Annotated in this window: 27 protein-coding genes, 4 tRNA genes and 1 pseudogene; 19 read left to right on the top strand and 13 right to left on the bottom strand. The window is 65.8% G+C overall.

Features of this window, described 5'->3' with window-relative positions:
- Positions 1–185 precede the first annotated feature (185 nt).
- From BUC15_RS14245 to BUC15_RS14260, 4 genes are read left to right on the top strand one after another with little or no spacing between them, the layout of a single operon-like run.
- Positions 186–629: a DUF3093 domain-containing protein gene (locus tag BUC15_RS14245; RefSeq protein ID WP_073189467.1), complete on the top strand. Its 444-nt coding sequence runs from the start codon at positions 186–188 to the stop codon at positions 627–629.
- Entirely contained in the window at positions 626–1,081 is a 456-nt protein-coding gene (gene dut, locus BUC15_RS14250) for a dUTP diphosphatase (protein WP_073189469.1), read from the top strand. Before BUC15_RS14245 ends, dut begins: the two co-directional genes overlap by 4 nt.
- Entirely contained in the window at positions 1,078–1,803 is a 726-nt protein-coding gene (locus BUC15_RS14255) for a DUF3710 domain-containing protein (RefSeq protein ID WP_245787997.1), read from the top strand. The genes dut and BUC15_RS14255 overlap by 4 nt, the downstream gene beginning before the upstream one ends.
- Before the next feature lie 4 nt (positions 1,804–1,807).
- Positions 1,808–2,155 (top strand): OB-fold nucleic acid binding domain-containing protein, encoded by a 348-nt coding sequence (locus tag BUC15_RS14260; protein ID WP_073189471.1) that lies wholly within the window; start codon positions 1,808–1,810, stop codon positions 2,153–2,155.
- Between the two features lie 32 nt (positions 2,156–2,187).
- On the opposite strand, the gene BUC15_RS14265 is transcribed toward BUC15_RS14260, so the two are convergent.
- Positions 2,188–2,880, bottom strand: coding sequence for a potassium channel family protein (locus BUC15_RS14265; RefSeq protein WP_073189472.1), 693 nt, complete (start codon positions 2,878–2,880; stop codon positions 2,188–2,190).
- A 13-nt stretch (positions 2,881–2,893) separates the two neighbouring features.
- Positions 2,894–3,541 (bottom strand): potassium channel family protein, encoded by a 648-nt coding sequence (locus BUC15_RS14270; RefSeq protein ID WP_175558350.1) that lies wholly within the window; start codon positions 3,539–3,541, stop codon positions 2,894–2,896.
- 95 nt (positions 3,542–3,636) lie between these two features.
- Between BUC15_RS14270 and BUC15_RS14275 the strand changes: the two genes are divergently transcribed.
- The 4 genes from BUC15_RS14275 to BUC15_RS14290 all read left to right on the top strand — a co-directional run bounded on the left by BUC15_RS14275 (position 3,637) and on the right by BUC15_RS14290 (position 10,169).
- The gene (locus BUC15_RS14275) at positions 3,637–5,649 is read left to right on the top strand and encodes an APC family permease (protein WP_084189617.1); all 2,013 of its coding nucleotides are present in this window, start codon (positions 3,637–3,639) and stop codon (positions 5,647–5,649) included.
- On the top strand, positions 5,649–6,776 hold the full coding sequence (locus BUC15_RS14280) for a class I SAM-dependent RNA methyltransferase (RefSeq protein ID WP_073189475.1): 1,128 nt from the start codon (positions 5,649–5,651) through the stop codon (positions 6,774–6,776). Before BUC15_RS14275 ends, BUC15_RS14280 begins: the two co-directional genes overlap by 1 nt.
- A 165-nt stretch (positions 6,777–6,941) precedes the next feature.
- On the top strand, positions 6,942–9,617 hold the full coding sequence (gene acnA, locus BUC15_RS14285; protein WP_073189476.1) for an aconitate hydratase AcnA: 2,676 nt from the start codon (positions 6,942–6,944) through the stop codon (positions 9,615–9,617).
- Positions 9,618–9,779: 162 nt separating this feature from the next.
- Positions 9,780–10,169 (top strand): hypothetical protein, encoded by a 390-nt coding sequence (locus tag BUC15_RS14290; protein WP_073189513.1) that lies wholly within the window; start codon positions 9,780–9,782, stop codon positions 10,167–10,169.
- 18 nt (positions 10,170–10,187) lie between these two features.
- On the opposite strand, the gene BUC15_RS14295 is transcribed toward BUC15_RS14290, so the two are convergent.
- Positions 10,188–10,721: a hypothetical protein gene (locus tag BUC15_RS14295; protein ID WP_073189477.1), complete on the bottom strand. Its 534-nt coding sequence runs from the start codon at positions 10,719–10,721 to the stop codon at positions 10,188–10,190.
- A 111-nt stretch (positions 10,722–10,832) separates the two neighbouring features.
- Here BUC15_RS14295 and dxs point away from each other — a divergent pair, with 111 nt between their 5' ends.
- Positions 10,833–12,749 carry a 1-deoxy-D-xylulose-5-phosphate synthase gene (gene dxs / locus BUC15_RS14300; protein ID WP_073189479.1) on the top strand — a complete coding sequence of 639 codons (1,917 nt, stop codon included), beginning with the start codon at positions 10,833–10,835 and terminating at the stop codon, positions 12,747–12,749.
- Between the two features lie 4 nt (positions 12,750–12,753).
- Here dxs and pdxY read toward each other — a convergent pair whose 3' ends face one another.
- The 7 genes from pdxY to BUC15_RS14335 all read right to left on the bottom strand — a co-directional run bounded on the left by pdxY (position 12,754) and on the right by BUC15_RS14335 (position 18,547).
- Positions 12,754–13,605: a pyridoxal kinase PdxY gene (pdxY, locus tag BUC15_RS14305; RefSeq protein ID WP_073189482.1), complete on the bottom strand. Its 852-nt coding sequence runs from the start codon at positions 13,603–13,605 to the stop codon at positions 12,754–12,756.
- Between the two features lie 44 nt (positions 13,606–13,649).
- Positions 13,650–14,867, bottom strand: a complete 1,218-nt coding sequence (locus BUC15_RS14310) for a ribonuclease D (RefSeq protein ID WP_073189484.1) — start codon at positions 14,865–14,867, stop codon at positions 13,650–13,652.
- Positions 14,864–15,442 (bottom strand): DUF3000 domain-containing protein, encoded by a 579-nt coding sequence (locus BUC15_RS14315; protein WP_073189486.1) that lies wholly within the window; start codon positions 15,440–15,442, stop codon positions 14,864–14,866. The genes BUC15_RS14310 and BUC15_RS14315 overlap by 4 nt, the downstream gene beginning before the upstream one ends.
- 55 nt (positions 15,443–15,497) lie before the next feature.
- Positions 15,498–15,920, bottom strand: coding sequence for a peptide-methionine (R)-S-oxide reductase MsrB (gene msrB, locus BUC15_RS14320; RefSeq protein WP_073189488.1), 423 nt, complete (start codon positions 15,918–15,920; stop codon positions 15,498–15,500).
- Positions 15,921–15,942: 22 nt separating this feature from the next.
- Positions 15,943–16,713, bottom strand: a complete 771-nt coding sequence (locus BUC15_RS14325; RefSeq protein WP_073189490.1) for a sirohydrochlorin chelatase — start codon at positions 16,711–16,713, stop codon at positions 15,943–15,945.
- 150 nt (positions 16,714–16,863) lie between these two features.
- Positions 16,864–16,935 (bottom strand) — tRNA-Val (locus BUC15_RS14330).
- A gap of 91 nt (positions 16,936–17,026) precedes the next feature.
- Positions 17,027–18,547: a phage tail sheath family protein gene (locus BUC15_RS14335; RefSeq protein WP_073189493.1), complete on the bottom strand. Its 1,521-nt coding sequence runs from the start codon at positions 18,545–18,547 to the stop codon at positions 17,027–17,029.
- Between the two features lie 316 nt (positions 18,548–18,863).
- On the opposite strand from BUC15_RS14335, the gene BUC15_RS14340 reads away from it, so the two are divergent.
- From BUC15_RS14340 to BUC15_RS14385, 10 genes are all read left to right on the top strand, one after another.
- Positions 18,864–18,936 (top strand) — tRNA-Gly (locus BUC15_RS14340).
- Positions 18,937–18,986: 50 nt separating this feature from the next.
- Positions 18,987–19,057 (top strand) — tRNA-Cys (locus tag BUC15_RS14345).
- 1 nt (position 19,058) lies between these two features.
- Positions 19,059–19,130 (top strand) — tRNA-Val (locus BUC15_RS14350).
- A gap of 332 nt (positions 19,131–19,462) precedes the next feature.
- The gene (locus tag BUC15_RS14355; RefSeq protein WP_073189495.1) at positions 19,463–19,885 is read left to right on the top strand and encodes a hypothetical protein; all 423 of its coding nucleotides are present in this window, start codon (positions 19,463–19,465) and stop codon (positions 19,883–19,885) included.
- Positions 19,886–19,948: 63 nt separating this feature from the next.
- On the top strand, positions 19,949–20,593 hold the full coding sequence (locus tag BUC15_RS14360; protein ID WP_245787999.1) for an ABC transporter ATP-binding protein: 645 nt from the start codon (positions 19,949–19,951) through the stop codon (positions 20,591–20,593).
- Positions 20,590–21,390, top strand: coding sequence for a hypothetical protein (locus BUC15_RS14365; protein WP_139280284.1), 801 nt, complete (start codon positions 20,590–20,592; stop codon positions 21,388–21,390). The genes BUC15_RS14360 and BUC15_RS14365 overlap by 4 nt, the downstream gene beginning before the upstream one ends.
- Complete coding sequence (locus BUC15_RS14370; RefSeq protein ID WP_139280285.1) at positions 21,387–21,977, top strand: hypothetical protein; 591 nt, start codon at positions 21,387–21,389, stop codon at positions 21,975–21,977. Before BUC15_RS14365 ends, BUC15_RS14370 begins: the two co-directional genes overlap by 4 nt.
- A gap of 310 nt (positions 21,978–22,287) precedes the next feature.
- Positions 22,288–23,133: an EamA family transporter gene (locus BUC15_RS14375; RefSeq protein WP_245787998.1), complete on the top strand. Its 846-nt coding sequence runs from the start codon at positions 22,288–22,290 to the stop codon at positions 23,131–23,133.
- An 8-nt stretch (positions 23,134–23,141) separates the two neighbouring features.
- Complete coding sequence (ybaK, locus tag BUC15_RS14380; RefSeq protein ID WP_425443368.1) at positions 23,142–23,630, top strand: Cys-tRNA(Pro) deacylase; 489 nt, start codon at positions 23,142–23,144, stop codon at positions 23,628–23,630.
- A gap of 9 nt (positions 23,631–23,639) precedes the next feature.
- Entirely contained in the window at positions 23,640–23,927 is a 288-nt protein-coding gene (locus BUC15_RS14385; protein ID WP_073189504.1) for a GNAT family N-acetyltransferase, read from the top strand.
- A 10-nt stretch (positions 23,928–23,937) separates the two neighbouring features.
- Here the strand turns inward: BUC15_RS14385 and BUC15_RS14390 are convergent, their stop codons facing one another.
- From BUC15_RS14390 to BUC15_RS20520, 3 genes and pseudogenes are all read right to left on the bottom strand, one after another.
- Complete coding sequence (locus BUC15_RS14390; RefSeq protein ID WP_073189506.1) at positions 23,938–24,771, bottom strand: SDR family oxidoreductase; 834 nt, start codon at positions 24,769–24,771, stop codon at positions 23,938–23,940.
- Complete coding sequence (locus BUC15_RS14395) at positions 24,768–25,550, bottom strand: enoyl-CoA hydratase/isomerase family protein (protein ID WP_073189508.1); 783 nt, start codon at positions 25,548–25,550, stop codon at positions 24,768–24,770. Before BUC15_RS14395 ends, BUC15_RS14390 begins: the two co-directional genes overlap by 4 nt.
- 125 nt (positions 25,551–25,675) lie before the next feature.
- A pseudogene (locus BUC15_RS20520) lies at positions 25,676–26,499 on the bottom strand (PT domain-containing protein); the annotation flags it as partial.

The following is a 26,499-nucleotide window of genomic DNA, read 5'->3' on the forward strand; positions in this document are numbered from 1 at the left end:
GGAGTCGATGGCCGAAATGACCTGTTTTTACGTTCAAATTTCCGTCGAACCCCGGATAGTGCTCAACGCCCGACGCGACCACAGCCCCGAGGCGCCAGGCCGCTCAACGCCCGACGCGACCACAGCCCCGAGGCCCGCTCCATCCCCGCGCGTCTGGACGGGCAGCCTGCTAGTAGGCTGGAACCGTGACGTACTCTGAACGCCTTCACCTGCCCTGGTGGTGGATGCTGGTCGGCCTGCTCTTCGGAGCCAGCATCGCGGTGGCCGTGCTGGCCTACGTGGAGTTGAGAGTCGGGATCGCGTTCAGCGTGCTACTGATGCTGGGCACTGCGCTTCTGCTGTTCGCCTACGGACGCGCTGCGTTGCGTGTCGACGACGCAGGGCTCAGCGTCGGACGGTACCGGCTGGAGGGACGCTACATCGCCGGGGCGACGGCGCTTCAGGGCGAGGCAGCGAGGACGGCGCTCGGCCCCGACGCCGACCACCACGCGTTCCTGTTCACCCGGCCATTCGTGTCATCCGTCGTCCGCGTCGACCTGGACGACGCTGCGGATCCGCATCCCTACTGGCTTGTCAGCACCAGGCGCCCAGAAGCGTTGGCCGCCGCGATCGAGGCGATCTCGGCGTGATCATCGAGACGACCGCAACCGGTGAGAGCCTGCCCCGGTATGCCCGCCCCGGCGATGCAGGGGCCGACCTGATGACGACCGAGACCGTGAAACTGGGCCCTGGCGAGCGGTGCCTGGTGGGCACCGGCGTGGCCGTCGCGATCCCAGACGGCTTCGTCGGGCTGGTGACGCCGCGCTCGGGGCTGGCCGCTCGGGCTGGGCTGAGCATCGTCAACTCGCCAGGAGTGATCGACTCCGGCTACCGCGGCGAGATCAAGGTGTGCCTGATCAACCTCGATCCGACCGAGGCGATCGAGCTGCAGGCGGGGGACCGGATAGCGCAACTGCTCATAATGCCGTTCGTTTCGGCCACTTTCACCCCGGTCGACGGACTCGATGCGACCGTTCGTGGTTCGGGTGGCTATGGTTCTACCGGCGGTTTCAACCGCCAAGTCGTGGAGGAAACGCAGTGATTTTCGGACGTAAGAAGCGAAGCGCCCTTGAAGAAGAGGCCGCAGAGAAGGCACCCGCGACCCCGGTGCCCGACGCCCCGGAGGAAGCACTTCCAGAGGAAGACGGCCAGGAGGTGAGCGAGGCTGAGGCCGCCGCCCGCGAATGGGACTCCGAGTTCGAGCGAGAGGAGGGCCCGTTCGACATCGACGAGGTCGATCTCGAGGCCGACGCAGACGACGTTCAGCGCCTTGATCTGGGCAGCGTCGTGGTCACCCCGTTCGAGGGGATGACCATGCAGCTGCAGCTGAACCGGGAGACGAACGTCGTCCAGTCGATTCTGGTCGGCGACGGCAACTCCGGCCTGGAGGTCGCGGTCTTCGCGGCGCCCACCCGGTCTTCGATGGCCCCCGAGATCCGCGAGGAGATCGTAAAGTCGACTTTGCAGCAGCAGGGCAAGATCGCCCTCGTCAAGGGCCCGTTCGGAGCCGAACTGCGGCGCGCGCTGCCCGTGAAGGACCAGAACGGCAACCCTGCCACCCACGTGTCACGGACGTGGATGGTGGCTGGGCCCGGTTGGCTGCTTCGCGGGGTGCTGCTCGGTAAGGCGACCTTCGAGCCCGATAACGAGGAGGCGCAGGTGGCCTTGTTCGAGTTCTTCAGCAACATCGTGGTTCGCCGAGGGAGCGCCCCGGCAGCCCCTGGCAGTCTGCTGCCGATGAAGGTCCCAGAGACGGAAGCGTGAGCCCGTGCCTCCCCTGCGTGAACGGATCCGGAGGTTCTTCCTGACCTCCGAGGAGTTGGAGGCGGAGGAGCTTCGGGACCAGTCTGTCGGCTGCGGCGCCCAAACCCTGGCATCGGCCGAACCCCGGTCGCATGTCGTGCTTCGGGGAACCATCACGTCGCGCACCTCCGATGCCACGAACGGGTGGTTGGAGGCTGAGGTCAGCGACGGCACGGGCACCGTCCGGCTGGTGTGGATGGGCCGCGAACACATCCAGTGCCTCATCCCCGGTCGCCACGTGCGCGTCGAGGGCAGACTGGCTATGGAGGACGGCAGACCGGTCATCTACAATCCGGATTTCGAGCTCCTCTGATCGGCCGCGCGTCGGTGCGGCCGCACGGCCGATCAGCCGTTGCGCGGCTGACCGCCCGCAGAGTCACCGTCCTGAGTGAGCATGTCCGCCAACTCCGGTTCCGCCTCCTGCGTGACGAGGAAGAGGAGTTCATCGGCCGCCTCGAAGGCGCGGTCGCGCTCAGGGGTGAGCGGCAGGCCGTCGCGGATGATGGCCGCCAGTACCGCATCCACCGGGAACGCCACGTCACGCACGCGGTGACCGACCATCCAGCCGTCATCCGGAAGTGTCACCTCGGAGAGGTGCACCGTGGAGCGCTTGAAGCTCATGAGCCGGACCAGGTCTCCCGTCGAGACGGCCTCCTCCACCAGCGCAGACAACAGCCGTGGAGTCGAGACGGACACGTCGACGCCCCACTGCGCGTCGAACATCCACTCATTGCCCGGGTGGTTGACCCGTGCCACGGTGCGGGGAACCCCGAACTCGGTCTTTGCGAGCAGTGAGTACACTAGGTTGGCCTTGTCGTCGCCGGTAGCCGCGATCGAGACGTCGTAGCTTTCGAGTTCGGCGTCCTCGAGGCTCTCCAGCTCACAGGCGTCGGCATCGAGCCAGGTGCCGCCCGGCACCGAGTCCGGTTTGATGGCTGCCCGGTCTCGTTCGATCAGCAGCACGTGGTGGCCGTTGGCGATAAGTTCACGGGCGATTGAGCGGCCAACGTTGCCTGCTCCTGCGATGCAGACGCGCATCCCGGTGCCTTCCTTAAGCTCTCTGCGGAGGGGTTGCGAACAGCGACTCGATCTCGTCGGTGCGCTCGGTCATACACGCGACATAGATGAGATCGCCGTCCTGGTAGATGGTCTCACGGTCGGGAACCAGGCCGCGCCCGACGCGCAGCACGAACGGGATCGGCGCGTCCGCGGCCCGGGACAGGTCTCGGATCCGTTTCCCGACCCATCCGCTGTTGACGTGGACCTGGAGCAGCCGGGCTTCGCCGGTCGGGTCACGCCAGACGGGCTCGCTGCCCGCTGGGAGGAGCCGGCGGAGCACCTGCAGCACCGTCCACCTGACAGTGGCGACCGTCGGGATGCCGAGCCGTTCGTAGACGGCGGCGCGACCCTGGTCGTAGATGCGGGCCACCACATTCTCGACGTGGTAGATCTCCCGGACCACCCGTGCCGCCAGGATGTTTGAGTTGTCCCCCGACGAGACCGCGGCGAATCCATCGGCCCTGCGGATGCCGGCCGCCTCCAGCACCTGCCGGTCGAAGCCGACACCCTTCACGGTCGTGCCGCCGAAATCGGGGCCCAGGCGTCGGAAGGCTTCGACGTTGACGTCGATCACTGCAACGGTGTGGCCCCGCTTCTCGAGGCCCTTCGCAAGCATGGCGCCCACGCGCCCGCAACCCATGATGACGATGTGCACCGGGTCCCTCCTTTTGCTGTCAGCCGAAGATAGCACCACGCGATCATGACTTTGGCGTTCGCAGGGTCTAGTTTGGGCTGGTGAAATTCTTCTCGGGGATGAAGCGCCTCCTGTTCGGGCGCCGACTCGCGAACGCCCAGATGGGCGAGACCCTACTGCCGAAGCGGATCGCCCTACCCGTCTTCGCGTCCGACGCGCTCAGTTCCGTTGCGTACGCACCGGATGAGATCCTGATCACCCTTTCTCTGGCAGGCATGGCAGGTTTCATGTTCTCCTGGCAGATCGGCCTGGCCGTCGGGGTGGTGGTCGCCGTCGTCGTCATGTCATACCGGCAGACGGTCTACGCCTACCCGAACGGTGGAGGGGACTACGAGGTTGCGAAGGAGAACCTCGGCCGGTTCGCTGGCCTGACAGTGGCTTCGTCGCTCCTGGTCGACTACGTCCTGACGGTGGCGGTGTCGGTATCTGCTGGCGTAATCAACGCCAAGGCGATGCTGCCATTCCTGGACGGATGGGAGGCATTGGCCGCGGTGTGCGTCATCGTGGTGCTGACCATCGTGAACCTGCGAGGGGTGCGTGAGTCCGGCGCAGCCTTCGCAGTGCCCACCTACATCTTCATGGTGTCGATGATCCTCATGGTGGCGACGGGCCTGTTCCGGATCTTCGTGCTCGGTCAGGACCTGATGAGCGAGACCGCCGACCTGACGGTCGTGCGCCCGGACGGTGGGGACGACCTTATGGGTTGGGCCCTGATCGCGATCCTGGCCCGGGCCTTCTCGTCCGGGTGCGCCGCGCTCACCGGCGTCGAGGCGATCAGCAACGGGGTTCCCGCGTTCAAGCCGCCCAAGAGCCGGAACGCTTCGAGGGTGCTGGGAATGCTCGGTGGTCTGGCCATCACGATGCTGATCGGGATCATTGCGCTGGCCAACCTGACCAAGGTGCACCTGATCGATGAGGGCACCGGTACCCACTACATCGATCAGTTGGGCAACACGATCCATTCGGCGGCCAACACCGTCACCGGCCAACTCGCCCGCACCGTCTTCATGGACTGGTTCGCGCCGGGCTTCTACGTTGTGGTCACCGCCACAATGCTGATCTTGTTCCTTGCCGCCAACACGGCGTTCAACGGGTTCCCATCGCTGGCCTCCATCCTCGCCAAGGACGGTTACCTGCCGCTACAGCTACACCAGCGCGGCGACCGTCTCGCGTTCTCCAACGGCATCCTGATGCTGGCGGCGGCCGCGATCGCGCTGGTCATCCTGTTCGATGCCTCCGTGACCGCCCTTATCCAGCTCTACGTCGTCGGTGTGTTCATCTCGTTCACCCTCGGGCAACTGGGCATGATCAAACACTGGACAAGGGAACTGAGAAGTGAGCAAGAGCCGCAGGTCCGCAAGCGGATGATCCGCTCAAGGGTGATCAACGTCACTGGTGCGACCATGACGGGGGTGGTGCTGGTCATCGTGCTCGTCTCGAAGTTCACCCACGGCGCCTACCTTGCGCTGGTCGCGATGGGGCTGCTGTTCGCGTTGATGCTGGCCATCTCCAACCACTACCTGGCTGTGGAACGGGAGGTGGCGTTGACCCCGGAATCCGATCGTGCCCTGCCCAGCCGGGTCCGCGGCGTGATCCTCGTGCAGCACGTGAACCTTCCGACGACCAAGGCGATCGCCTTCGCGCGCGCGACCCGTCCGACCACACTGACGGCGGTCACGGTTTCCATCGACGATGACCAGACGGAGTTGATCCTCGACCAGTGGGAGGCGGAGGATTTCGGGATCCCGCTCAAGGTGATCGCATCGCCGTACCGCGAGATCACCGGACCTTTCATCAAGTACGTCGCCGAGTTGCGCACCGAGAACCCCCGGGATGTGGTCAGCGTCTACATTCCCGAGTACGTCGTGGGGCACTGGTGGGAGCAGTTCCTCCACAACCAGACGGCACTCGTGATCCGGACCAGGCTCCACTTCATGCAGGGCGTCATGGTGACCTCGGTGCCGTACCAGCTCGCAAGCTCCGACGCCCGAAGGATCAGGACCAAGAAGGCGGCGGAGCGGGCAAAGGCGGCCGACGGGAGGCGGGTCCGCTGATGACTGTTGAACTTGTGCTTGGACCGGTCGCCCATGGCGGCTTCGTGGTGGGCAGGCACGACGGGAAGGTCCTGTTCGTCACCGGCGGGCTCCCGGGTGAACGCGTCAGCGTGGAGGTCACCGAGCGGGGCCGACGATATGACCGGGCCCGTGTCGTGGAGGTGCTCGAAGCCGTACCAGGACGGGTCGAGCCCCCCTGCGCGATCGCGTCGGAATGCGGTGGCTGCGACTGGCAGTTCGCCGATCAGCCCACCCAGCTGGACCTGAAGACGGCCGTCGTCGAGGAGCAGTTGCGTCGGCTCGCGGGTATCGACTGGGGCGGACGGGTCGAGGCGGTGCCCGGAGGGCTCACTGGCTGGCGCACCCGAACCCGGTTAGCGGTGGACGACGAGGGCCGGCTCGGTTTCCGAGCCCGGCGCTCACACGCCATCGTGCCGCTGCCGGAGGCAGGCTGCCTGATCGCCGACCATGCCCCGTACGACGACGCCACCCGAGTGGCCGAACCACGTGCAGAGGTCATCGTGGCCGTCGGAACCTGGGCCGACACCTGCCTTGGGCAAAAGCTCGGGATCGGCCCGGACCCGGTACGGCAGCAGGTGTTCGACCGCACCTTCGAGGTGGCGGCCGACGGTTTCTGGCAGGCGCACCGGGAAGCACCTGAGGTCCTCACACGCGCGGTCCTCGAGGGGCTCGAGCCGCAGCGCGGAGAATCAGCCCTCGACCTTTACTGCGGGGTCGGCCTCTTCGCCGGTGCGCTGATCGATTCGGGTTGCCGCGTGAGCGGGGTCGAGACCGGAAACGCGGCCGTTGCCCTCGCGCGCCGCAACGTTCCCGAGGCGCGGTTCACCGCGGCCCCAGTCGAGCGCGCGCTGCGGGATTTCCCGGACTCCGTCGACCTGGTGGTGCTGGATCCGCCGCGCAAGGGGGCGGGCGAGAAGGTGGTGCGGGCGGTGGCTGGCATGGCGCCCCGGGCGATCGCCTACGTGGCATGCGACCCGGCGGCCCTCGCCAGGGACCTCGCGCACTTTGCCGACCACGGCTACGTAGCCTCGGACATCAAGGGGTTTGATCTTTTCCCCATGACGCACCACGTCGAGTGTGTCGCCATCCTCCGTGCCAGAGGGTAGCCACGCGCGGCAGAGCTCATCTGCGGGGGCTGACACCCCATACTCATCCGCACCTCCGAGTGCGACGGACACTAGGATGGCATCAGTCCGGCGACGCAGCCCGGTACCGGCGCATGGTATCTTGATGTCAAGAGAGTTTGCGGGTTGCCTACGAGAAGGAGAATGATGAGCGTCAACAGTTTCGAGGCCAGGTCCAGCCTCGACGTCAACGGCACCAGCTATGAGATCTTCCGGTTGGATGCGGTTCCAGGGTCCGAGAAGCTGCCCTTCAGTCTGAAGGTGCTCCTCGAGAATCTGCTGCGCACCGAGGACGGCGCGAACATCACGCGGGAGGATATCGAGTTCCTCGGCAACTGGGACGCGTCGGCCGAACCCCATCACGAGATCCAGTTCACGCCCGCGAGGGTGATCATGCAGGACTTCACGGGTGTGCCGTGCGTCGTCGACCTCGCGACCATGCGCGAAGCCGTCATCGGTCTCGGAGGCGACCCCGGCAAGGTCAACCCGCTCTCGCCGGCCGAGATGGTGATCGACCACTCGGTGATCGCAGAGGTGTTCGGCACCCCGACGGCATTCCAGCAGAACACCGACATCGAGTATCAGCGCAACCGTGAGCGCTACCAGTTCCTCCGCTGGGGCCAGACCGCATTCGACAACTTCTCCGTCGTTCCCCCGGGCACCGGCATCGTGCACCAGGTCAACATCGAGCACCTGGCCCGTGTGATCTTCCCGCGCACGGTTGACGGTGTGCTCCAGGCTTACCCGGACACCTGCGTCGGCACCGACTCGCACACCACGATGGTCAACGGCCTTGGCGTCGTGGGCTGGGGCGTCGGTGGCATCGAGGCGGAGGCCGCAATGCTCGGCCAGCCGGTCTCCATGCTGATCCCGCGCGTGGTCGGTTTCAAGCTCAAGGGCAAACTCAACGAGGGCACCACCGCCACCGATCTCGTGCTGACCATCACCGAGATGCTGCGCCAGCACAAGGTGGTCGGCAAGTTCGTCGAGTTCTACGGCGAAGGCGTGGCCCAGGTGCCGCTGGCCAACCGCGCCACCATCGGAAACATGAGCCCCGAGTACGGCTCGACCATCGCGGTCTTCCCGATCGACGACAAGACCACCGACTACCTACGGCTCACTGGTCGTGACGAGCAGCAGATCGCGCTCGTGGAGGCATATGCGAAGGCTCAGGGCCTGTGGCACGACGCTTCCAATGAACCGGTCTTCTCCGAGTACATCGAACTCGACCTGTCCACGGTCGTGCCGTCCATCGCCGGCCCGAAGCGCCCTCAGGATCGCATCAAGTTGAGTGAGGCGAAGGCGAACTTCGAGGCGAATGTCCCGAGTTACACGCCGGACCCCGACAAGGTAGTGCCGATCACGCTGGCCGACGGCGCCAAGTTCGACCTGGCCAACGGCGCTGTGACGGTGGCTTCCATCACGTCTTGTACCAACACGTCGAACCCGAGCGTCATGATCGGTGCCGCTCTGGTCGCCAAGAAGGCCGTCGAGAAGGGGCTGACCCGCAAGCCATGGGTCAAGACGTCGCTGGCCCCCGGTTCCCAGGTCGTGACCGACTATTACGAGAAGGCCGGTCTCAGCCAGTACCTGGACGCCATCGGTTTCAACCTCGTCGGGTACGGGTGCGTCACCTGCATCGGCAACACCGGCCCCCTGATCCCGGAGGTCTCGAAGGCCGTCAACGACGAGGACCTGGCCGTCACGGCGGTGTTGTCCGGTAACCGTAACTTCGAGGGCCGGATCAGCCCCGACGTCAAGATGAACTACCTCGCCTCGCCGATGCTGGTGATCGCCTACGCACTGGCAGGCACGATGGACGTCGACATCCTGAACGACCCGATCGCCACGAACGACAACGGCGACGAGGTCTACCTCAAGGACATCTGGCCGACACAGGCCGAGATCGAGGAGGTCGTCGGCTCGTCGATCTCCTCTGAGATGTTCAAGGCCCGCTACGCCGACGTGTTCACCGGCGATGAGCGGTGGCGCTCGCTGCCGACACCGGTCGGTAACACCTTCGACTGGGACGACGCCTCGACCTACGTGCGGAAGGGCCCCTACTTCGACGGCATGCCCGTGGAGGCCGCGCCGGTGGAGGATGTCTCCGGGGCGCGGGTCCTGCTCAAGTTGGGTGACTCGGTCACCACCGACCACATCTCCCCGGCGGGCAATATCAAGCCCGATTCGCCTGCGGGCCGCTACCTGGCCGATCACGGCATCGCCCGTCACGACTTCAACTCCTACGGCTCGCGCCGCGGCAACCATGAGGTCATGATCCGGGGCACGTTCGCCAACATCCGGCTGCGCAACCAGATCGCACCGGGCACCGAAGGCGGGTTCACCCGAGACTTCACGCTCCCCGAGGGGCCGGTCACGACCGTGTTCGAAGCCTCGGTCCACTATGCGGCGAAAGGTACCCCGCTGGTGGTGTTGGCTGGCAAGGAGTACGGCTCCGGCTCGTCCCGTGACTGGGCTGCCAAGGGCACCGCGCTGCTGGGGGTCAAGGTCGTGATCGCTGAGAGCTACGAGCGGATCCATCGCTCCAACCTGATCGGGATGGGTGTCCTCCCACTGCAGTTCCCCGAAGGGCAGACCGCGGAGTCGCTTGGCCTGACGGGGGAGGAGACCTTCGCCGTCGAGGGCGTGACTGAACTCAACGAGGGCAGCACTCCCAAGACCATGAAGGTGACTGCGACCAGGCAGGACGGCTCGGAGGTCGCCTTCGACGCCGTGGTGCGGATCGACACGCCGGGGGAGCGCGCGTACTACGTCAACGGTGGCATCCTGCAGTACGTGCTGCGGAACTTGGCCAAGGCCTGATCCGAGAGCGCAATCGAACGGCCGTGACCCCTCAGGGGTCGCGGCCGTTCGCGCTTCTCTCGCGCCCATTCATCAGGCCTGCGCGACTCTCTGACGGCGTGTCGGGGCGTGGGTCTGGTTCCGGTGTTGAAATTGTCTGACCCGTGATCTCTAATGGAACGCATGTTCGATGAAGATGAAGTGGTCCGGGTCTACGTTCCACCCGGCTGGCCGGGGTCGGTCAGGCCACCGGGGTCGCCCGGTTGGCTGGCCTCGGTGGAGGGGTTCCTGCTGGATGTCTGTCCGCCCGAGTATCGCGGCTACCCCGTCCTGCGAAGGCACCCGGTGGTGCTCGCCGGGCTGGCCCGCGAGTTTGTGGCCTCGCAGTTGGTCGCCACCCGAGCCGGGCTCTCGGGCGTGCGCTCGTCCCTGGCCGGTCTGGTCGATACCTCGACGGTCGATCAGGCGGCCGGGGTGTTGCAGCAGGAGGAGGCGCGGCTCACCCGGGTTGCCAGAGGTGTGGATCTTGTAGACCAGGCGCTGCGCGATGTCCGGTTCAAGCCAAAGCTCTGACTTGCCCTGTCGTGGAGATCAGTGTCCGACGATCTCCACGACGACAGGGCTCCCCTTTCCTGACCTCCAGACCCTCACGGGTGCCCCGACGAAAGGGGTCAGTTGGGAATTGCGGATCCTGGTGGTGATCTTGATCGTCTGGCCATCTGCAACGATGGTCAGTCGGTGGCCCACGACGCTACCTTCGTCGCGTCTTTCCCGACAGCGTGTGACGGTGCCCAGATGTGGAACGGCCATCGCCCGAGCCTCCGGCCAGCGGCCGTGGCTGGTCGTCTCGAGGCGCTCCATGAGGATGCCGACCGGTACCGCGGCCCAGAGCACCAGCAGCACGACTGACGTCGCCAGAAGGACCGCGGCCTTGATCCAGGCTGGCTGGGGCGAAGTCGCCAGGAACGAGTTGGTGACGATCAGGAGCGGTACGGTCACGACCGCGATCAGGACTGTCACGGCGACCAACGCCCACCGCGACACGGTGCGCGGTTCGTCGATCGTGTCTGGGGGGCCGGGGCAGTCGAGGGAGGCCACCAGTCGCGCGAAACGGTATGATTCCACCCAGCCACATTATCGGAGCAAAGGATCAGTAACCGGTCCGCCGACGTCCAGGCGAGAGGCGAGCGGCCCGGTTCCCAGGCTCCCTTCAGGTTCCGGCGTAGGATGTCGCTCATGTCCTTGCTCGAGTCGATCAACAGCCCGCGCGATCTGCGTTCCCTGTCGCGACGGCAGTTGGACAAGCTCGCAGAAGAAATCCGCGCCTTCCTGATCACCAAGGTCTCCCGCACAGGCGGTCACCTCGGGCCAAACCTGGGGGTGGTCGAGCTCACCCTCGCGATCCACAAGGTGTTCGATTCGCCCAACGATCCGATCGTCTTCGACACCGGGCACCAGAGCTACGTACACAAGATGCTCACCGGGCGCCTGGCCGGGTTTGACGAGTTGCGTCAGAGGGGTGGCCTCTCCGGATACCCTGAGCCGCTTGAATCCGATCACGACTGGGTGCGCAATTCCCACGCCTCCGCCTCTCTCTCCTGGGCCGAGGGCCTGGCCAAGGGATTCAGGCTGAGAGGGGACGACCGCACTGTCGTCGCGGTCATCGGTGACGGTGCGCTCACCGGCGGGATGGCCTGGGAGGCGCTCAACAACATCGCAGACAACGCGGATCTGCGGCTCGTCGTGATCGTCAACGACAACGGACGTTCCTACACGCCGACCGTGGGCGGGGTGGCGAATCACCTCGCCGGGCTGCGGACCGATCACCGCTACGAGCAGACGCTGTCCCTGATCAAGCGCACCGTCATGCGGCTTCCTGGAATCGGCCGCCCCATCTACGACCTGATGCACGGCTTCAAGACCGGGGTCAAGGATGTCCTTGCGCCGCAGTCGATGTTCTCAGACCTCGGGATCAAGTACACCGGCCCGATCGACGGCCACGACATCACCTCTCTCACCAACCATCTTGAGCAGGCCCGCAGGTACGGCGGGCCCGTCATCGTGCACTGTGTCACCCGCAAGGGGCGCGGGTTCCGGGCGGCCGAGCAGAACGAGGAGGACCGCTTCCACGCGATCGGCCGGATCAACGAGTTCACCGGCGAACCGTTGTCCGCATCCGTTCAGGCCACATGGACGGACGCCGTCGCCGAGGCAATGGTGCAGCTGGGGCAGCGCCGCACCGATGTCGTCGCCATCACGGCGGCCATGCTCAACCCTGTTGGGCTCGGTCGGTTCGCAGCCGCATTTCCCGATCGCATCTTCGATGTCGGGATCGCCGAGCAGCACGCGATCGTCTCGGCGTCGGGGCTCGCCAAGGCAGGGCTGCATCCGGTCGTCGCGTTGTACTCCACTTTCCTCAACCGGGCCTTCGATCAGGTGCTGATGGATGCGGCTCTGCACCGTGTCGGCGTGACGCTCCTGCTGGACCGGGCGGGGATCACGGGTACCGACGGGCCGAGCCACAACGGAATGTGGGACATGACGCTCCTGGGTCTCGTGCCGGGGCTCAGATTGGCCGCGCCGCGAGACCAGACCCGTCTCGTCGAGGCGCTCGATCAGGCGGTCGACGTCGACGATGCCGTCACCGTGGTGCGCTACTCCAAGGAACGCCTGCCCGATGAGGTGGCCGCGGTCTCACACCTGGGAGACGGTTTCGACAGGGTCGACGTTCTGCGCCGCGACGAGACAGCCAGGGTGCTGATCGTGGGCTACGGCCAGTTCGTCGGGATGGCCTTGTCCGTTGCCGACAGACTCCGCGACCAGGGGATCGGTGCCACCGTCGTCGATCCGTTGTGGGCGCTGCCCATCAGCCCCGACCTGGTCGCTCTGGCCACCGGGTTCGATGTCGTGCTTACGCTTGAGGACAACCTCGTCGAGGGCGGGGTCGGGCAGCGGGTGAGCTCCCGGCTCGCGGAGGCCGGCTCGGATGCCAGGGTTCTCACCTTCGGCATCCCTCAGCGGTTCCTGGAGCAGGGGACCCGGGAGGAAGTACTTGACGAGGTGGGCCTGACTGCACCGAAGGTCGCGTTGGAGGCGCTGGGGGCCATTCTTGCGCAGCCGGTAAGGCAACCGGAGCCCGAGCGTCAGGCCTGAGGCCTCACCGGACCTGCCGTACCTCGAACGTCCGGACGGGCGCGACATAGGCCTCCTGCGATTCGACGAGTTGCAGTTCCAACGTTTCGGCAGCGTAGGTGTTTGCCAGCAGTTCGTAGACGCTGGCCGCGGTGCGACCGAGGGCTGACGGCGCATCTCCCGAGGCGCGGAAATGTGACGAGAACAGGGCGGAGGCGACATCACCTGAGCCGTTGCGTTTGAACGGCAGCTGCGGGGTCTGGACGATCCACGCACCCTCGTCGCATACCGCAAGCATCTCGATGGTGTCGGCAGGGCGGTCGGGGCGGAACACGCTCGTGACCAGCACCGTCGCAGGACCGACCGCCCGCACCTGGTCTGCGGATGCCAGGGTCTCTTCAAGCGTGTGTGGGTCGGTGCCGGTGATGAAACCGAGCTCGAACTGGTTGGGGGTGATCAGGTCGGCCTGTGGCACGACCCGGTCACGGATCAGGCTCTGCACTTCCGGGGCCACGAAACAACCCGAAGTGGCGCTGCCGAGCACCGGATCGCACGCGTAGAGCGCCCGTGGATTGCGCTGCTTCACGAGTGCGACGGCATCCAGGATGGCATCCCCGATGTCGTTTCCGCCCTGGTAGCCGCTCAGCACGAGTTCGACGTCGGCTAGACCGCCCCTCTCGTCGATACCGCGCACAATGTCGCGCACCACATCGCCGCTGATCAACTGCCCTCCCCAATCCCCGTATCCGGTGTGGTTTGAGAACACCACGGTGTGGACCGGCATGACCTCATGCCCGAGGCGTTGGAGAGGGAACACGGCAGCAGAGTTGCCGACATGACCGAAGCTGACGCAGGACTGGATCGAGAGGATGCGCATGTCTGCCAATCCTGCCACGTCGGGCGCCGTGGCAGGAAGTGCGCTCAGCCGATGGCCGGCTGGCCGAGGGCTTCGGCGATCGCGGGGGCAAGGAAGTCGGCCTGCCAAGGCCTGATCCCGGCCTCCAGCAGGTCTTCGCGCGTGATCTTCTCGTGGTGGTAGACGACGTCCTGTAGGGCGTGGGGCGGGGCCAGGATTGAGGGCTGCAGAACGCCGAGTTCACATGCCAGTGCATCCACCGCGGGGCGCACCGACAGCCACCTGGTCGCGGCGTCTGGGTTGGTCCGTTCCCAGCTACGCGGGTGGGGGAGCCCCTGTTGCGGTGCGCGTCTCGGTGGATACCTCTGCTCCGGCAACGCGCGAACCCGGTCGAGCGCGCCAAGCCAGTTGGCCAGGTAGCGCCGCCCCGGGTTCGAGTTCAGCCCTCTGACCCGTGACAGATCGGTCTTGGAAGGTACCGCGTCACTCATCAGAGACGCGGTCTCCACGATGACGTTGTTAGGCAGGATCCAGGTCGGTGGCCGGTCGCACCGCTGGGCGATCTGGTCGCGTTCGAGCCAGAGTTCGCGTGCCACGGCAAGCTGCACCGGTGCCCTGAGCGTGGTGACGCCGCTCAGCCGACGCCAGGGATCCGGACGCGGGGTGGGCGGTGCTGAGAACCTGGCGAGGGTCTCTCTGTCCTCCTCCAGGGACCATTCCGTGCGTCCGACCGAATCGAGTTCATGGTGCAGCACATCGGCCAGATCGATCAGGTAGTCGACGTCAAGGGCCGCGTAGGCCAACCAGCTGGGAGGCAGTGGGCGTTTCGACCAGTTGTCGGCGGAATGGGCCTTGTGGAGCCGGATGCCCATTTCGCTTTCCAAGAGCGACCCGAGACTGGCTGAGGGCTTGCCGAGCAGCCGTGCGGCCATCTCGGTGTCGAAAACCCGCGGAGGGACGATGCCGATCTCCTGCATGCACGGCAGATCCTGGCTGGCGGCGTGGATGATCCAGTTCGCATCGTCAACCGCCTCGACCAGTGCGCCGAGCCGCCGGGGTGAATGCTCGAACGCGACCGGGTCGATCAGCCAGGTGCCGGAACCCGCCCGACGAATCTGCAGTAGGTAGGCTTTGGGCCAGTAGCGGTGACCGTGAGCGCGTTCGGTGTCGAATGCGACATCGCCACTGCCTTGGGCGAGGGAGTCGAGGGCCTCCTCCAGGGCCGCCTCGGTCTGCACGACGGGGCGCAGTGGTTCGCGGCTGCTCTCTACGTATCCCGTCATGCGCGACCCGTCGGAAGGGTGCGGACGCCGTGGGGCAGTATCGGCTGCCCCGAGACGTATCCGATGAGGTCCTGCCAGGCCGCCAGGTGAGGGGTGAGGGTGCGTGTTGCGTCGAGGGTCGGGGTCCAGGACGATCGCACCTCGACCTCTGCCTTGTCTGAGTCGCTCATGCCCCCGAAACCGACGCTGTAGGACGCCGTCACCGTGCCTGCCAGTTCGCTGGCCGAGCAGCCGTGGGCGTGGAGGGCGTCGGTGAGCCAGGACCAGGCCACCTGCGGGAGTAGGGGGTCTGTGACCATTTCGAGCTCGACCTCGGCGCGCACATAGCTGACGAGCCGGAACGTGCCACCCCATGAGGTGTTGCCGGAAGGATCGTGAAGAAGGATCAGCCGACCGGTGGCCAGTGGTTCATCGCCACCGTCGAGTTCGGCCGAGATGGCCACGGCATGCGGGGCGATGCGCTGTGGCGAGCCGATCTCCTCGATGTGAAGGCCCTGTCCCCAGAGCATCTCGCCCAGTTCGCGGAGTGCGCGCGTGAACGGCTCCGGGGCGAGGCTGGCGACGTTTGCTGGCATCCGACAAGCCTACGGGTGGTCAACACCCGAGGCCGGGATTGACTCGCCGTGGAGATCAGTCGGCTTCGCGCAGACGCATGCTCACCGAGTTGATGCAGTAGCGCAGATCGGTGGGTGTGTCGTAGCCTTCACCCTCGAACACGTGGCCGAGGTGCCCGTCGCAGTTACTGCACCTGACCTCCACGCGTGCCCTGCCCGGTATGGACCGGTCCTCCAGGTAGCGCACGCGGTCCTCCGCCAACGGGGCGAAGAAACTGGGCCAACCACAGTGCGAGTGGAACTTCTGATCGCTGCGGAAGAGTTCGGCGCCGCAGGCGCGGCACTCGTAGATTCCCTCGGTCTCGGTGTCGGTGTACTCACCGGTGAAGGGAGCCTCCGTGCCGCCCTGGCGCAGCACCCGGTACTCGGGATCACTCAGCAGTTCCCTCCACTGGGAGTCGGGCCTGATGAGGTTTGGCACGTAGTCTCGGTCGGTCATGCTCCGATCCTATGTCGGCTTCTCAGAGATCGTCGTCTGGTTCCTCGAGCGGGATCCGGGTGGGTGTGCCGTCGAGAAGCTCCATTGCGCCGAAGGCATAGCGTGCGAGTATCAACTGACGCAGGTGCTCGCTTTCCCCCAACGGCGCGGTGACGGCGATCGCGCCGGCGCGGTTGGCTGCATCGGCGTGTGCCTGATATGCGGACGTCGGTGTCAGGAAGAGGCTCCCGACGGCGATGTGGCGCCGCCCCTGGGTCCGAAGCGAGGCGATGGCTGTCGCGGTGCTACGGCCATCGCCCTCGTCGACCGCGAGTTGCACTGGGAGCCGATGGTGGGTTGCCCACTGACGTGCGCGGCGGGCAAGCAGTGAGGCGCCCCTGACGTCGGCGCCAGCCGGGGCGGTCAGGACCAGCGCGTCAACCTCAAGCGCTCCGCTGCGGTGGAGTGCCTCGCGGACCCTCTCGTCGAGGATGTTGAGGATCTCGCTGGCGGGGCCGACCGGACGGCTCACGACAAGGTGGATGTCAGGGGAGTGCTCGAAAGTGTCCAGTTCGGCGGCGTGATCTGCGGCTGAGACCAGGTCGAGCGGGACAAGGACCGCTTCGCCGATGTCCTGGCCCACCAGGGAGGCGACCACATCGGGTAGCGAGGGGCTCAGCCCGTTCAGCCGGGCGAGTTGACTGCGAAGATCTGGTCTTGAAGCCTGCAGCCCGCGGGCTATAGCGGTCAACGTTTCGGCGACCGCCTGCCCTTCGTGGCCCCCGGCCACCAGGATGATTGCAGGTGCTGTCATCGTCATCCTTCCGGCTCACCGCTCCCGCGTCGGGTTCGGCTGGGCCATCCCCTCAGGGACCTCACGGATGCCGATGAGTGGGTACTCGATCGGCAAGTTCATTCGCCTCGGTATCGTGGAGAATCCTCGACACCGAGGCGCAATCACTTGTGGGCGATGGCGGTTTCGAACCGCCGACCTCTTCGGTGTGAACGAAGCGCGCTACCACTGCGCCAATCGCCCGGCTCAGAGGAGTTTAGTGGAACTCCATCAAGATTGCGAACCGGGCGCGCCCGGTTCGGGCAGGGCGCCTTCGTGCGACTCCCCGGGGGATTTATGTCTCCGTCCGGACGGAGCGGCGGATCCGGAGCACCACGAAATCGGCGGGCTTCAGTGGTGCGAACCCGACGACGACTTCGACGATGCCCTGATCGATGGTCGACTGTGGATTGGTCGCCGCATCACATCTGACGAAGTAGGCCTGTTGGGGGGTGGCACCTTGGAAGGCTCCCTGGCGGAACAAGCCGTGCATGAAGGCTCCGCAGGTCTGCCGGATCTCGGCCCAGAGGCGCTCGTCGTTGGGTTCGAATGCCACCCAGTGAAGGCCGCGCAGCAGGCTCTCCTCGATGAACAGAGCGGTTCTGCGGACCGGTAGGAACGCCCACCGGTCGACCGGGTCGTCGTTGCCCGCGAGGGTGCGCGCCCCCCAGATCACCCGGCCCATCCCCGGCTGCATGCGGAGACAGTTGATGCCCTGACGGTTCAGCATGGCGTTCTGGGTATCCGTGAGCGGTACCGTCAGCTCGGGGGCGCCCACCAGGGTCGCCGGCTGCCCGGCCGGGGCCTTCCAGACTCCTCGGGTCGCGTCGGTCCGCGCGATGACACCCGCAACCGCACCTGACGGTGCCCTGTCCCGGAGCCGGTTGCCGCGCAGGGGGTCGGTGGAGCGGAGCCAGGGGTAGTAGAGGGCTGCGTTGGGGCTTCTCGTGACAACCGACGGAAGGCTGATGGCCGCATCTTCCGGGGTTCGCCAACTGCCCGGAGGGTCCACGAGCACGACGGCCCTGCGCCGGGTGCAGTAGGCGACCGCGGCGTCCCAGGTGTCGATCGAGACGTCGACATCGTCCGAAAACGGGGGAATGCACAACAGGTTGAACAGGTCGGTGTCCTCCAGCGCGTAGAGGCCCCTTCGCTGCTCCTCGAACCCTTGGCCGATGACGTCGAGGTCGCCGATCGCCGAGCCGTCGTGGCCACCGGTCAGCGGGACGTAGGAGGCCTCGACGGGCAGGGTCACTGGTGGTGAGCCGAGCACGCGCACGAGCGCTGAGCGCTCCTGGAGTACGTGGGTCACGAATCTCGAGCTCGTCGGGTCGGCGCTGAGCCTCGGCAGGCGCTCCTGCCTGATCACGCCCGGCGGGGTGTTCCCGTCGGTCTCCTGGACCGTGAGGTGGAAGAGGCCGTTGCGTACCGCGACCGGATGTTCCACCGAAACGCGCAGACGTCGGCCCCGGGTGCCAGGGTTCGAGGCTTCGATGCGCATGGCGCCTCCCCCTTCGGTGGGGAGGTCCACCCACGCCCGATCGCGGGCGTCCGGTGCGCTCTCGTGGTGGACCCGGACGATGACGGCCTCACCTCCCCCGTTCAGGAAGAACTGATGGAGCGCGTAGGTCATGGGGCTTTCGTCCCACAGCCCGCCGAAGACGGTGGTGAACTCGCCGAAATCCCGGACCTGCACCGCGGTGTCGAGCGGGCCGCTGAGTGCGCGGCCGATGAACGCCGTGATCGAAGTGGGGGCCCCTCGCACGGTGTGGTCGTCCAGCCCGAGGTCCCGGGTGTTGGCGAACGTGTTGGGCATGGCCGTGTCCTCGGGTCGGTGGGCGATACGTTCCGGCTGTGGCCGTCGAGGGACAGCGTCGGAGGCTGGGCGGTGGCCGGATCAGGCCGCATTCGGCTGAGGCGGTCAAATCCTATGTTAGGGGTCATGTCCCACTCTGCGACGGCGGCCAGTACGTGCCGCCGAGGACCTCATAGCTTGGGGGATAGGTGTCTTGTGGGTGTGTTCAGCGTTCTCAGAGGCGATTGGTGGCCCCGATTTGGCACCGGTGGAAGAGGTGCGCTAGAGTTCTCAACGCGCCGAACGCCACGGGGAAACCCGGTGCGGAAGACGCAATGCGGACGTGGCTCAGTTGGTAGAGCATCACCTTGCCAAGGTGAGGGTCGCGAGTTCGAATCTCGTCGTCCGCTCGGAGAAAAGTCTCTCCCAAACCCATGTGCGGAGGGTAAACCTCCAACGCGGTGGAGTGGCCGAGAGGCGAGGCAACGGACTGCAAATCCGTGTACACGGGTTCAAATCCCGTCTCCACCTCGGGCGGTTGGCGCAGTGGTAGCGCGCTTCCTTGACACGGAAGAGGTCGCCAGTTCAAACCTGGCATCGCCCACCGAGAAGCCCCCTCGTCAGAGGGGGTTTCAGTGGTTTTGGGGACGGAAACTTGAGAACAGTGGTGCAGTTGGTGGTGCAATTGCACGGAACCGGGATTGCCTCACCGCGTCACACCCACCTGCCAGACTAGACTCAGCAACTGCACCGACGAGACCGTGTCGGCCAGGCCCGATCAGAGTCGCCACAAAAGGTCGAGGCTAGGCTAGCTAGTCACAGTACTTGAAGCGTTCAGATTGGCATCATCGGTCATTGGTCTGAGCATTCTTGGCGATTTACTCCAGGCAGCCGCGATTGCTGCTAGCTTCTGGTTACCCAAGGAAAAGATCACGAATGTTTCGTAAAAAGAATCTCATCGGCGCAGCAGTTATCGGCTGCCTCGCGTTCGGCGTGCTCGCTCCGACCGCAGATGCCGCCTACACCTACTCCGGCAAGACCGTGACCCAGTCGGGCAAGACAGCTGGGTACGCATACGGGAATGTCGCAATGGACATCCTGTACGTCAGGAACAACGCGACTGCGAAGGCGGGTGTCTACAACGGGCGGGGCGTGTACGTTCAGGCTTACGCTTGGAACCTCTCGCAGACAGTGCCGGTCCGTAGCTCGAACACCACGAGCACCACTTACCAGAGTGTCGCCAACAAGGTGAACTACGGCGCACCGACAGGCGGCACCTGGACGGGGGCGACGAAGGTCTGCGTGGATGTCGCTTGGGCGGTTGACCCGTGCGGAACCCAGACCCAGGGTCAGATCTAGTTGATCAAGGTCGACGCGCTTACTGTCCGGTACCCGCGGGCAGTGACTCCCTCGGTGTCCGATGTGTCTCTCGAGTTGACTGAGGGAGTCACCGCGCTGCTGGGCGCAAACGGTGCTGGCAAGACGACTCTGTTGCGTACTTTGTCAGGGGCACTGAGCCCAACCTCGGGCCAGGTGACGATCAATAGCTTGAGCCCGTATGCGCGCAGAGAGCGCACCCGTGCGCTCGACAAGATCGCGTTTATGCCTCAGACCGCTGCGGTACCGAGGGACCTCACCGCTGTGGACTTTGTCGCCTACCTCACCTGGATGCGCGGCCAGCGTCGAAGCGTTGCCAGGGCGCGGGCCTTGGAGGCGCTTGATGCCGTGGGGCTGGCCAGACGTGCCGACGACAAGCTGAAGAAGCTCTCTGGTGGAATGGTGCGAAGGGTCTGGTTGGCGCAGGCCCTCGCGGCTCAGGCTGAAACCCTCCTGCTGGATGAGCCGAGCACGGGCCTGGACCCGCGACAACGAGCCACAATGGTGGAGCTCATCCAGGCGCGAGCCAAGGGAACGGTTCTACTCTCGAGCCACATCATTGAAGACGTGTTGTCTCTCGCCACCTCTGTGATCGTATTGCGCGAGGGACGCGTCGTGCATAACGGGCCGCTCACGTCAGAGGTCAACGAATCCTGGCTGCTCTCCCTGATCGGAGACGCTGAGGAATGAGCGCTATCTGCATGTGGATCAAGGCGTCCTGGAAGCTGGTCTTGTCTGCTTTGGCAGTCGCGCAGCTGATGGTGCTGTATAACGTGCAGCCAGTCGATGGAATCCCTTTCGGGTGGCGGGTCGACTGGTCATGGATGCTGTCGGTCTGGAGCGGCGCGACCCTGCTGATGTCGCCCGTGGCGGCCGCGGCCGTCGTCGCGTTGGTGTTGATCAATGTCGGCCCCGAGGTCCAGCAGGGCCTCCCAGCCAACGTGCAGAGATGGGGGCCCGTAGCGCATATCTCGGCAGCAGTGGCAGTTCAGGGACTCTTTGTTCAGCTGGTTGCGCTTGGCATCTGCAGCCTGGTGTGTTGGCTCTGCCAGGCAGACCCTCGTGGGCTCACATTGCCCTGGCAACTGCTCACGGCGCCGGTCGCGCTGCTCGCCGGAACCGCGGTGGGTTCAGCCGTGGCCATGCTCATCCCGACCTTCTGGAGTATCCCGGGCGTCTTGTTCGCGTTGTTCCTGGCGCACAGGATCTTCTTCTGGCACGGCTGGCCGGAGCTGTTCACCACCGAGATGGCCACGGGGATGGTCACGGGTGGCAGGCCGATTCCAGCGTTCCTGGCGGCCACCACCTGGCTCAATGTTGTGACCGCTGTCGCGATCTGGTCCGGCCTGATCTTCGTGACACATCGTGGGAGGCATCGCCCGTGGTTGGCCCTGCTGATCTCCCTGGTGTGCATTGGTGTAGCGCTGACGATCTACATGCCCTTCGTTCTGGCTGACGCCTGGGACACCTACGAGCCCATCGGATGAGGGTTTCGACGTCTGCACGATTGTGGCGATGGCCTGTCCTCGTCCTCGTCATGCTGGTCGCGGTCGCGTGCGTGCTTGTCTTCCGGAACGACTCGATGTACCTGCCCGGTGCAGACGGTCGACGTTACGCTCGGCAGTTCGTCGTTGCGTGGATGCCCGTCCTTGGCGCGGTTCTGCTCATCGACCCCACCCCGGAGATCACAGCAACTCTTCCGAGGGCTCGTCGGGTCTACGTGGCGCTGCGAGCCGCGATGGTGGTGGGGGTCCTTGTGCCGCTTGTGCTGGCCTGGTTTCTGTCTGATCAGCTCGTTGTCAAGGCCCTGTATGAAGCGTTCATCGTCGCTGTATTGATCACCTGCTCCATCATTGCCGTCTCACTGTGGCAGGCGTCAGGCGTGCTCATGGCCTCACTCCTTTCGGTTCTCTGGCTCCTGGCGGGCGACACCCTGGCGATGGTTCTGGGTTTCGCCGACATCACGGGACAGGCGATGCGGGTCGCGCCGGTGCACTGGGGACTCGCACTCGCCGGCCTCGGCCTGGCGGCAGTCGCCACACTGCGCGGGGCCGGCTCAACGCGCTGGCAGTGACCACGACCGGACCATGTGCAGTCATTGAATGGGCCAAAACGGGTCCGATCCGATCAACGAGAGTCGCCGACGGGACCAGCGATAGTCCACGCGGCGACGTCCAGATGGGGGCCGATCTGCCCCAGATCATGAGCGTCCCGCGCTGAAGGTCAGCGATTCGGAGACCTGCACACGACGCACGGCCAGCGGAGCAGTCGCGGGGGAGTGTGGCGAGTCCGACCGGGCCGATGTTGTTCGCCCAACTATGCTTGGGTCAGGGACAGGTTCCTGCCCTCTGAGGAGAGGCGGTCTCCGCGAGAAGGGGAAGCAAGTGACCCGGATCAACCCAGTGGCGCTCGTCCTGATCGCGATAGCGTCGGTTCAGTTCGGCGCATCCCTGGCCAAGGGGATCTTCGACACCGCCTCCCCGATCACGCTCGCGTTCCTCAGGGTGGCCATCGGAACCGCCATCTTCATCGCGATCTCCCGCCCGAGGCTGACCGGCCGAACTGGCCGAGACTGGCTGACCGTCGCCGCGTACGGGATCTGTCTGACCGGCATGAACGCCACGATCTACCTGAGTTTCGCGCGGATCCCGATCGGCGTGGCCGTCACCCTCGAGTTCCTCGGACCGCTCGCGCTGGCGGTCCTGGGAACCCGACGGCTGATCGACCTGGCATGGGTCGGGTTGGCAGGGGTGGGCGTGGTGCTACTTGGCGCTCTTCCCACCGACATCGATCCGGTCGGTATCGCTCTGGCGCTCGCGGCCGGGGCCCTGTGGGCCGGGTATATCGCGCTCGCCGGGCCGGTCGGGCGACGATGGGAAGGGATCAGCGGCCTCGCGGTGGGAAGCGCATTCGGAATGGTGCTGCTGGCCTGGCCGGCCATCGTCTATTCAGGGGATGCCTTCGCGACCCCGAAAATCTGGGCGACGATGGCGGCCGTCGCGCTGCTGAGCACCGTCGTCCCCTATGGGCTCGAGCTCCAAGCGCGCCGCTCCATCAAGGCTTCCACCTTCGGGATTCTGATGAGTCTGGAACCTGCCGCCGCTGCCATCTTCGCCTGGGCGTTGTTGGGAGAATGGCTGGGGATCGCTGAATGGGCCGCCATGGCCTGTGTGATCGTCGCCTCTGTCGGCGCGATCCGGACCGGAAAGCCCGCCAGGGCCGAGCAGTAGAAGGGACGATGATGGTCAGGAGACCCACCGGCACCCCGGCGCTACGCGCCCTCGTCGAGGCCGGGATAGCGCACACGGTCCACGAGTATGAGCACGACCCACGCGCGGCCGGCTTCGGCATTGAGTCCGCCGAGATGCTCGGATACCCTCCGGAGCGCGTCTTCAAGACGCTGCTCGCGGCTGACGGCAGCCAATTGGTAGTCGGCGTCGTCCCGGTCGACGGCCTACTCGACCTCAAGGCACTGGCGGCCGCCACAGGGCATAAACGGCTTGCGATGGCAGATCCGGCGGTGGCGGAGCGGGTCACCGGGATGGTCGTCGGCGGCATGAGCCCGATGGGGCAGAAGCGCCTGCTGCCGACAGTCGTCGACTCGTCGGCGCTCGGATTCGAGACGGTGCTGGTCTCCGGCGGCAGGCGTGGGCTCGATGTCGAGCTCGCCCCTGCCGACCTGGTCCGACTGACCAAAGCCCGGGTCGTCCCCATCGGCAGCCGGTAGGCTCTGGTCATGGCTGACGACGACATCACCACAACCCACAACCACGGGCGTAAGCGCTACGAGATCCATGTCGAGGGCGAATTGGCCGGTGTCATCGACTACCGCGACCGCGACGGCGCCATCGACATGTACCACACCGGGGTCGAGCCACAGTTCGGCGGCCGGGGTCTCGGTGGGAAGATCGTGGCATTCGCTCTGGGGGACGCCCGCAGTGCGGGCGCGAAGGTGATCGCGACCTGCCCGTTCATCGCCGGATACGTCGAGAAACACCCGGAATACGCCGACCTGCTCGCCTGAGCGCCGGGATTCAGTCCAGGAAGATATCGGGGTACAGCGCCTCGTCGGGGGTTCCCGGCACGGCCGCGTAGCGGGAGAAATCAGCTACGCCCCTGGCCCGCAGCACATCCTCAACGATGAGAGACTGGCCGGTCAGGTCGCGTGCGCGGGTCGTGATCACCGCGTAGGCCGCGTCCGCATAGATGTGGGGGGTCCGTGACGCCGCCATCAACCTCTCGCCGCCGAGCACATTGCGGACGGCGGCAGTGGCAATCGTCGTCTCCGGCCAGAGCGTGTTCGCTGCGATGCCCTCTTCTTCGAACTCGGCAGCCAGGCCAAGCGTTGCCATGGTCATGGCGTACTTGGCGAGGGTGTAGCCAGTGTGGGCGCCGAGCCACTTGGGCGACAGGTTGACCGGCGGCGAAAGCGACAGGATGTGCGGGTTGCGCGACTCACGCAGCGCAGGCACCGCGGCACGCGACAGCATGAATGTGCCCCGTACGTTGACGTCCTGCATCAGGTCGTACTTCCTGGCCTCCAACTTCAGCGAACCCGACAGGTCGATCGCCGACGCGTTGTTCACGACGATGTCGATGCCGCCGAACGACTCCATCGCGGCCCTGACCGCACGTTCGATGTCGCCGTCGTCGCGCACATCGCCCACGACGGCGACGGCGTTCCCACCGGCCGCACGGATCTGATCGGCAGCCGTGTGGATGGTGCCTTCCAGCCTCGGATGGGGCCGGTCGGTCTTGGCCAGCAGCGTGATGTTCGCGCCGTCAGCGGCCGCACGCAAAGCGATCGCGAGGCCGATTCCCCTGCTGCCACCTGACAACAGGATCGACCTACCGGTCAGCGTGTTCACCGGCGGGAGCCCTTGGCGGCGAACGCTGCGATCCGGGCCTGGGCCTCTGGGGTCCCGAAGGCCGCCCCGATGGTGCGGGCCTCCTCTGCCAGTTGGGCCTCGAAAGACCTCGACCACCGTGAGCGGATCAGCCGTTTTGCCGCCCCGTATGCGCCTGACGCGCCGTCTGCGATCGCTCTGGCGACCGCAGACGCCCGCTCTCGTACCTCGGTGGGGCCGGTCACCTCGGCGATCAGCCCCCAATCCAGCGCCTCATCGGCGCTCAGTAGCCGTGAGGTGAGAACCAGTTGAAGCGCCCGACGCTCGCCGACGGCCCCCGCCAGTTGTGCGGTCACGGAGAGGTCCGGGGTGAGGCCCATGTCTGCGTAGAGGCTCCCGATCCGACAGTCAACTGCGGCGACGGCGTAGTCGGAGCCGAGCAGGATGCCGAGGCCACCACCGGCGGTGGTTCCCTGGACTGCCGCGATCACCGGGACGTCCGAATTGACCAGTGCGGCTATCCCGTCATTGATCGTGTGCGCCAGCGACTCGAGCCGGTCGCCGAACTCAACCCCGCCGTGCGCCATCGCGCGGACGTCCCCGCCTGCGCAGAACGCCCGACCTTCGGCCTGCAGCACGATGGCCTTGATCGCCGGGGCGGTGACCGCCTCACGCGTCACCCTGGCCCACATCCTTGCCATGCCGATGTCGAAGGCATTCAATCGCTCAGGGCGGTTCAGGGTGATGAAGCCGACACCGGCATCCTCATGAAACAGCACCGACGGGGCTTCCTCGCTCATGTGTTCTCCCTTGAACTCGTGGCTTCCTCCCAACATTAGTGCCCTTGTCAGGTCTTCGCTACGCCCGCAGAAACGTCGGCGGCCCGGCGCCGTGAAGCGCCGGGCCGCCCCTCTGCAGCGAGGGGTCAGCGGAACAGCACGCGGCTGTTGAATACCTCCTGCATCACCACCTTGTACCCAGCGGATGTGCGCATCACGACTTCCGTGGTGAGGTACGAGCGGCAACCGTTGCGCCCCGTGGCTGCGGTGTCGCACTCGGTGCGCCACTGCCGGCCGGATGAGGTGAAAGAACCCGACCGTCCGAGCGGGTTGCCCGCCCACTGGGTCCTGGTCATCAACGGAAGGTACGTCAGGTTGTTGAACGTCCAACCGGTCGTCGTCACGAATCGGCCCTGCTGCCGCGTGGTCGTCGTCGCGACGATGTCGGTTCGGCAACGGACGGTCTGTGAGTACGGCTCACATGAGGTGAACCAGCGGCGACCGTTCACGAGGTGCAATCCGGGCGTTGTGTACAGGTCCACCTGGCTCGGGGCCGAAGGGGTGGGTGTTCCGGAGGGCCGTGGTGTGGGAGTGAGGGTCGGCTGCACCGTGGGCGTGGCGCTCGGGGACGCACTGACCGTCGGCGTAGGACTTGGGGTTGGCGTGGGTGTTGGTGTTGGCGTGGGTGTTGGTGTTGGGGTTGGCGTGGGTGTTGGTGTTGGCGTGGGTGTTGGTGTTGGTGTTGGCGTGGGTGTTGGTGTTGGCGTGGGTGTTGGTGTTGGTGTTGGTGTTGGCGTGGGTGTTGGTTGGCTTGCCGAGCCGACCGCCGTCGAATCCAGGACGAAGCGTGCCTCACCCCGGCGGTTGTTTCCTGACCCGAATACGCCCGCATCGAGCCTGGCGTCTGTCGAGCGCAGGGGTGCCGACCCGACCGGGGTCCAGTCTTCGCCCTCGGCCGACCGCCAGTAGG

Origin of the sequence: Tessaracoccus bendigoensis DSM 12906, assembly GCF_900141915.1 — a bacterium.
Taxonomy (GTDB): domain Bacteria; phylum Actinomycetota; class Actinomycetes; order Propionibacteriales; family Propionibacteriaceae; genus Arachnia; species Arachnia bendigoensis.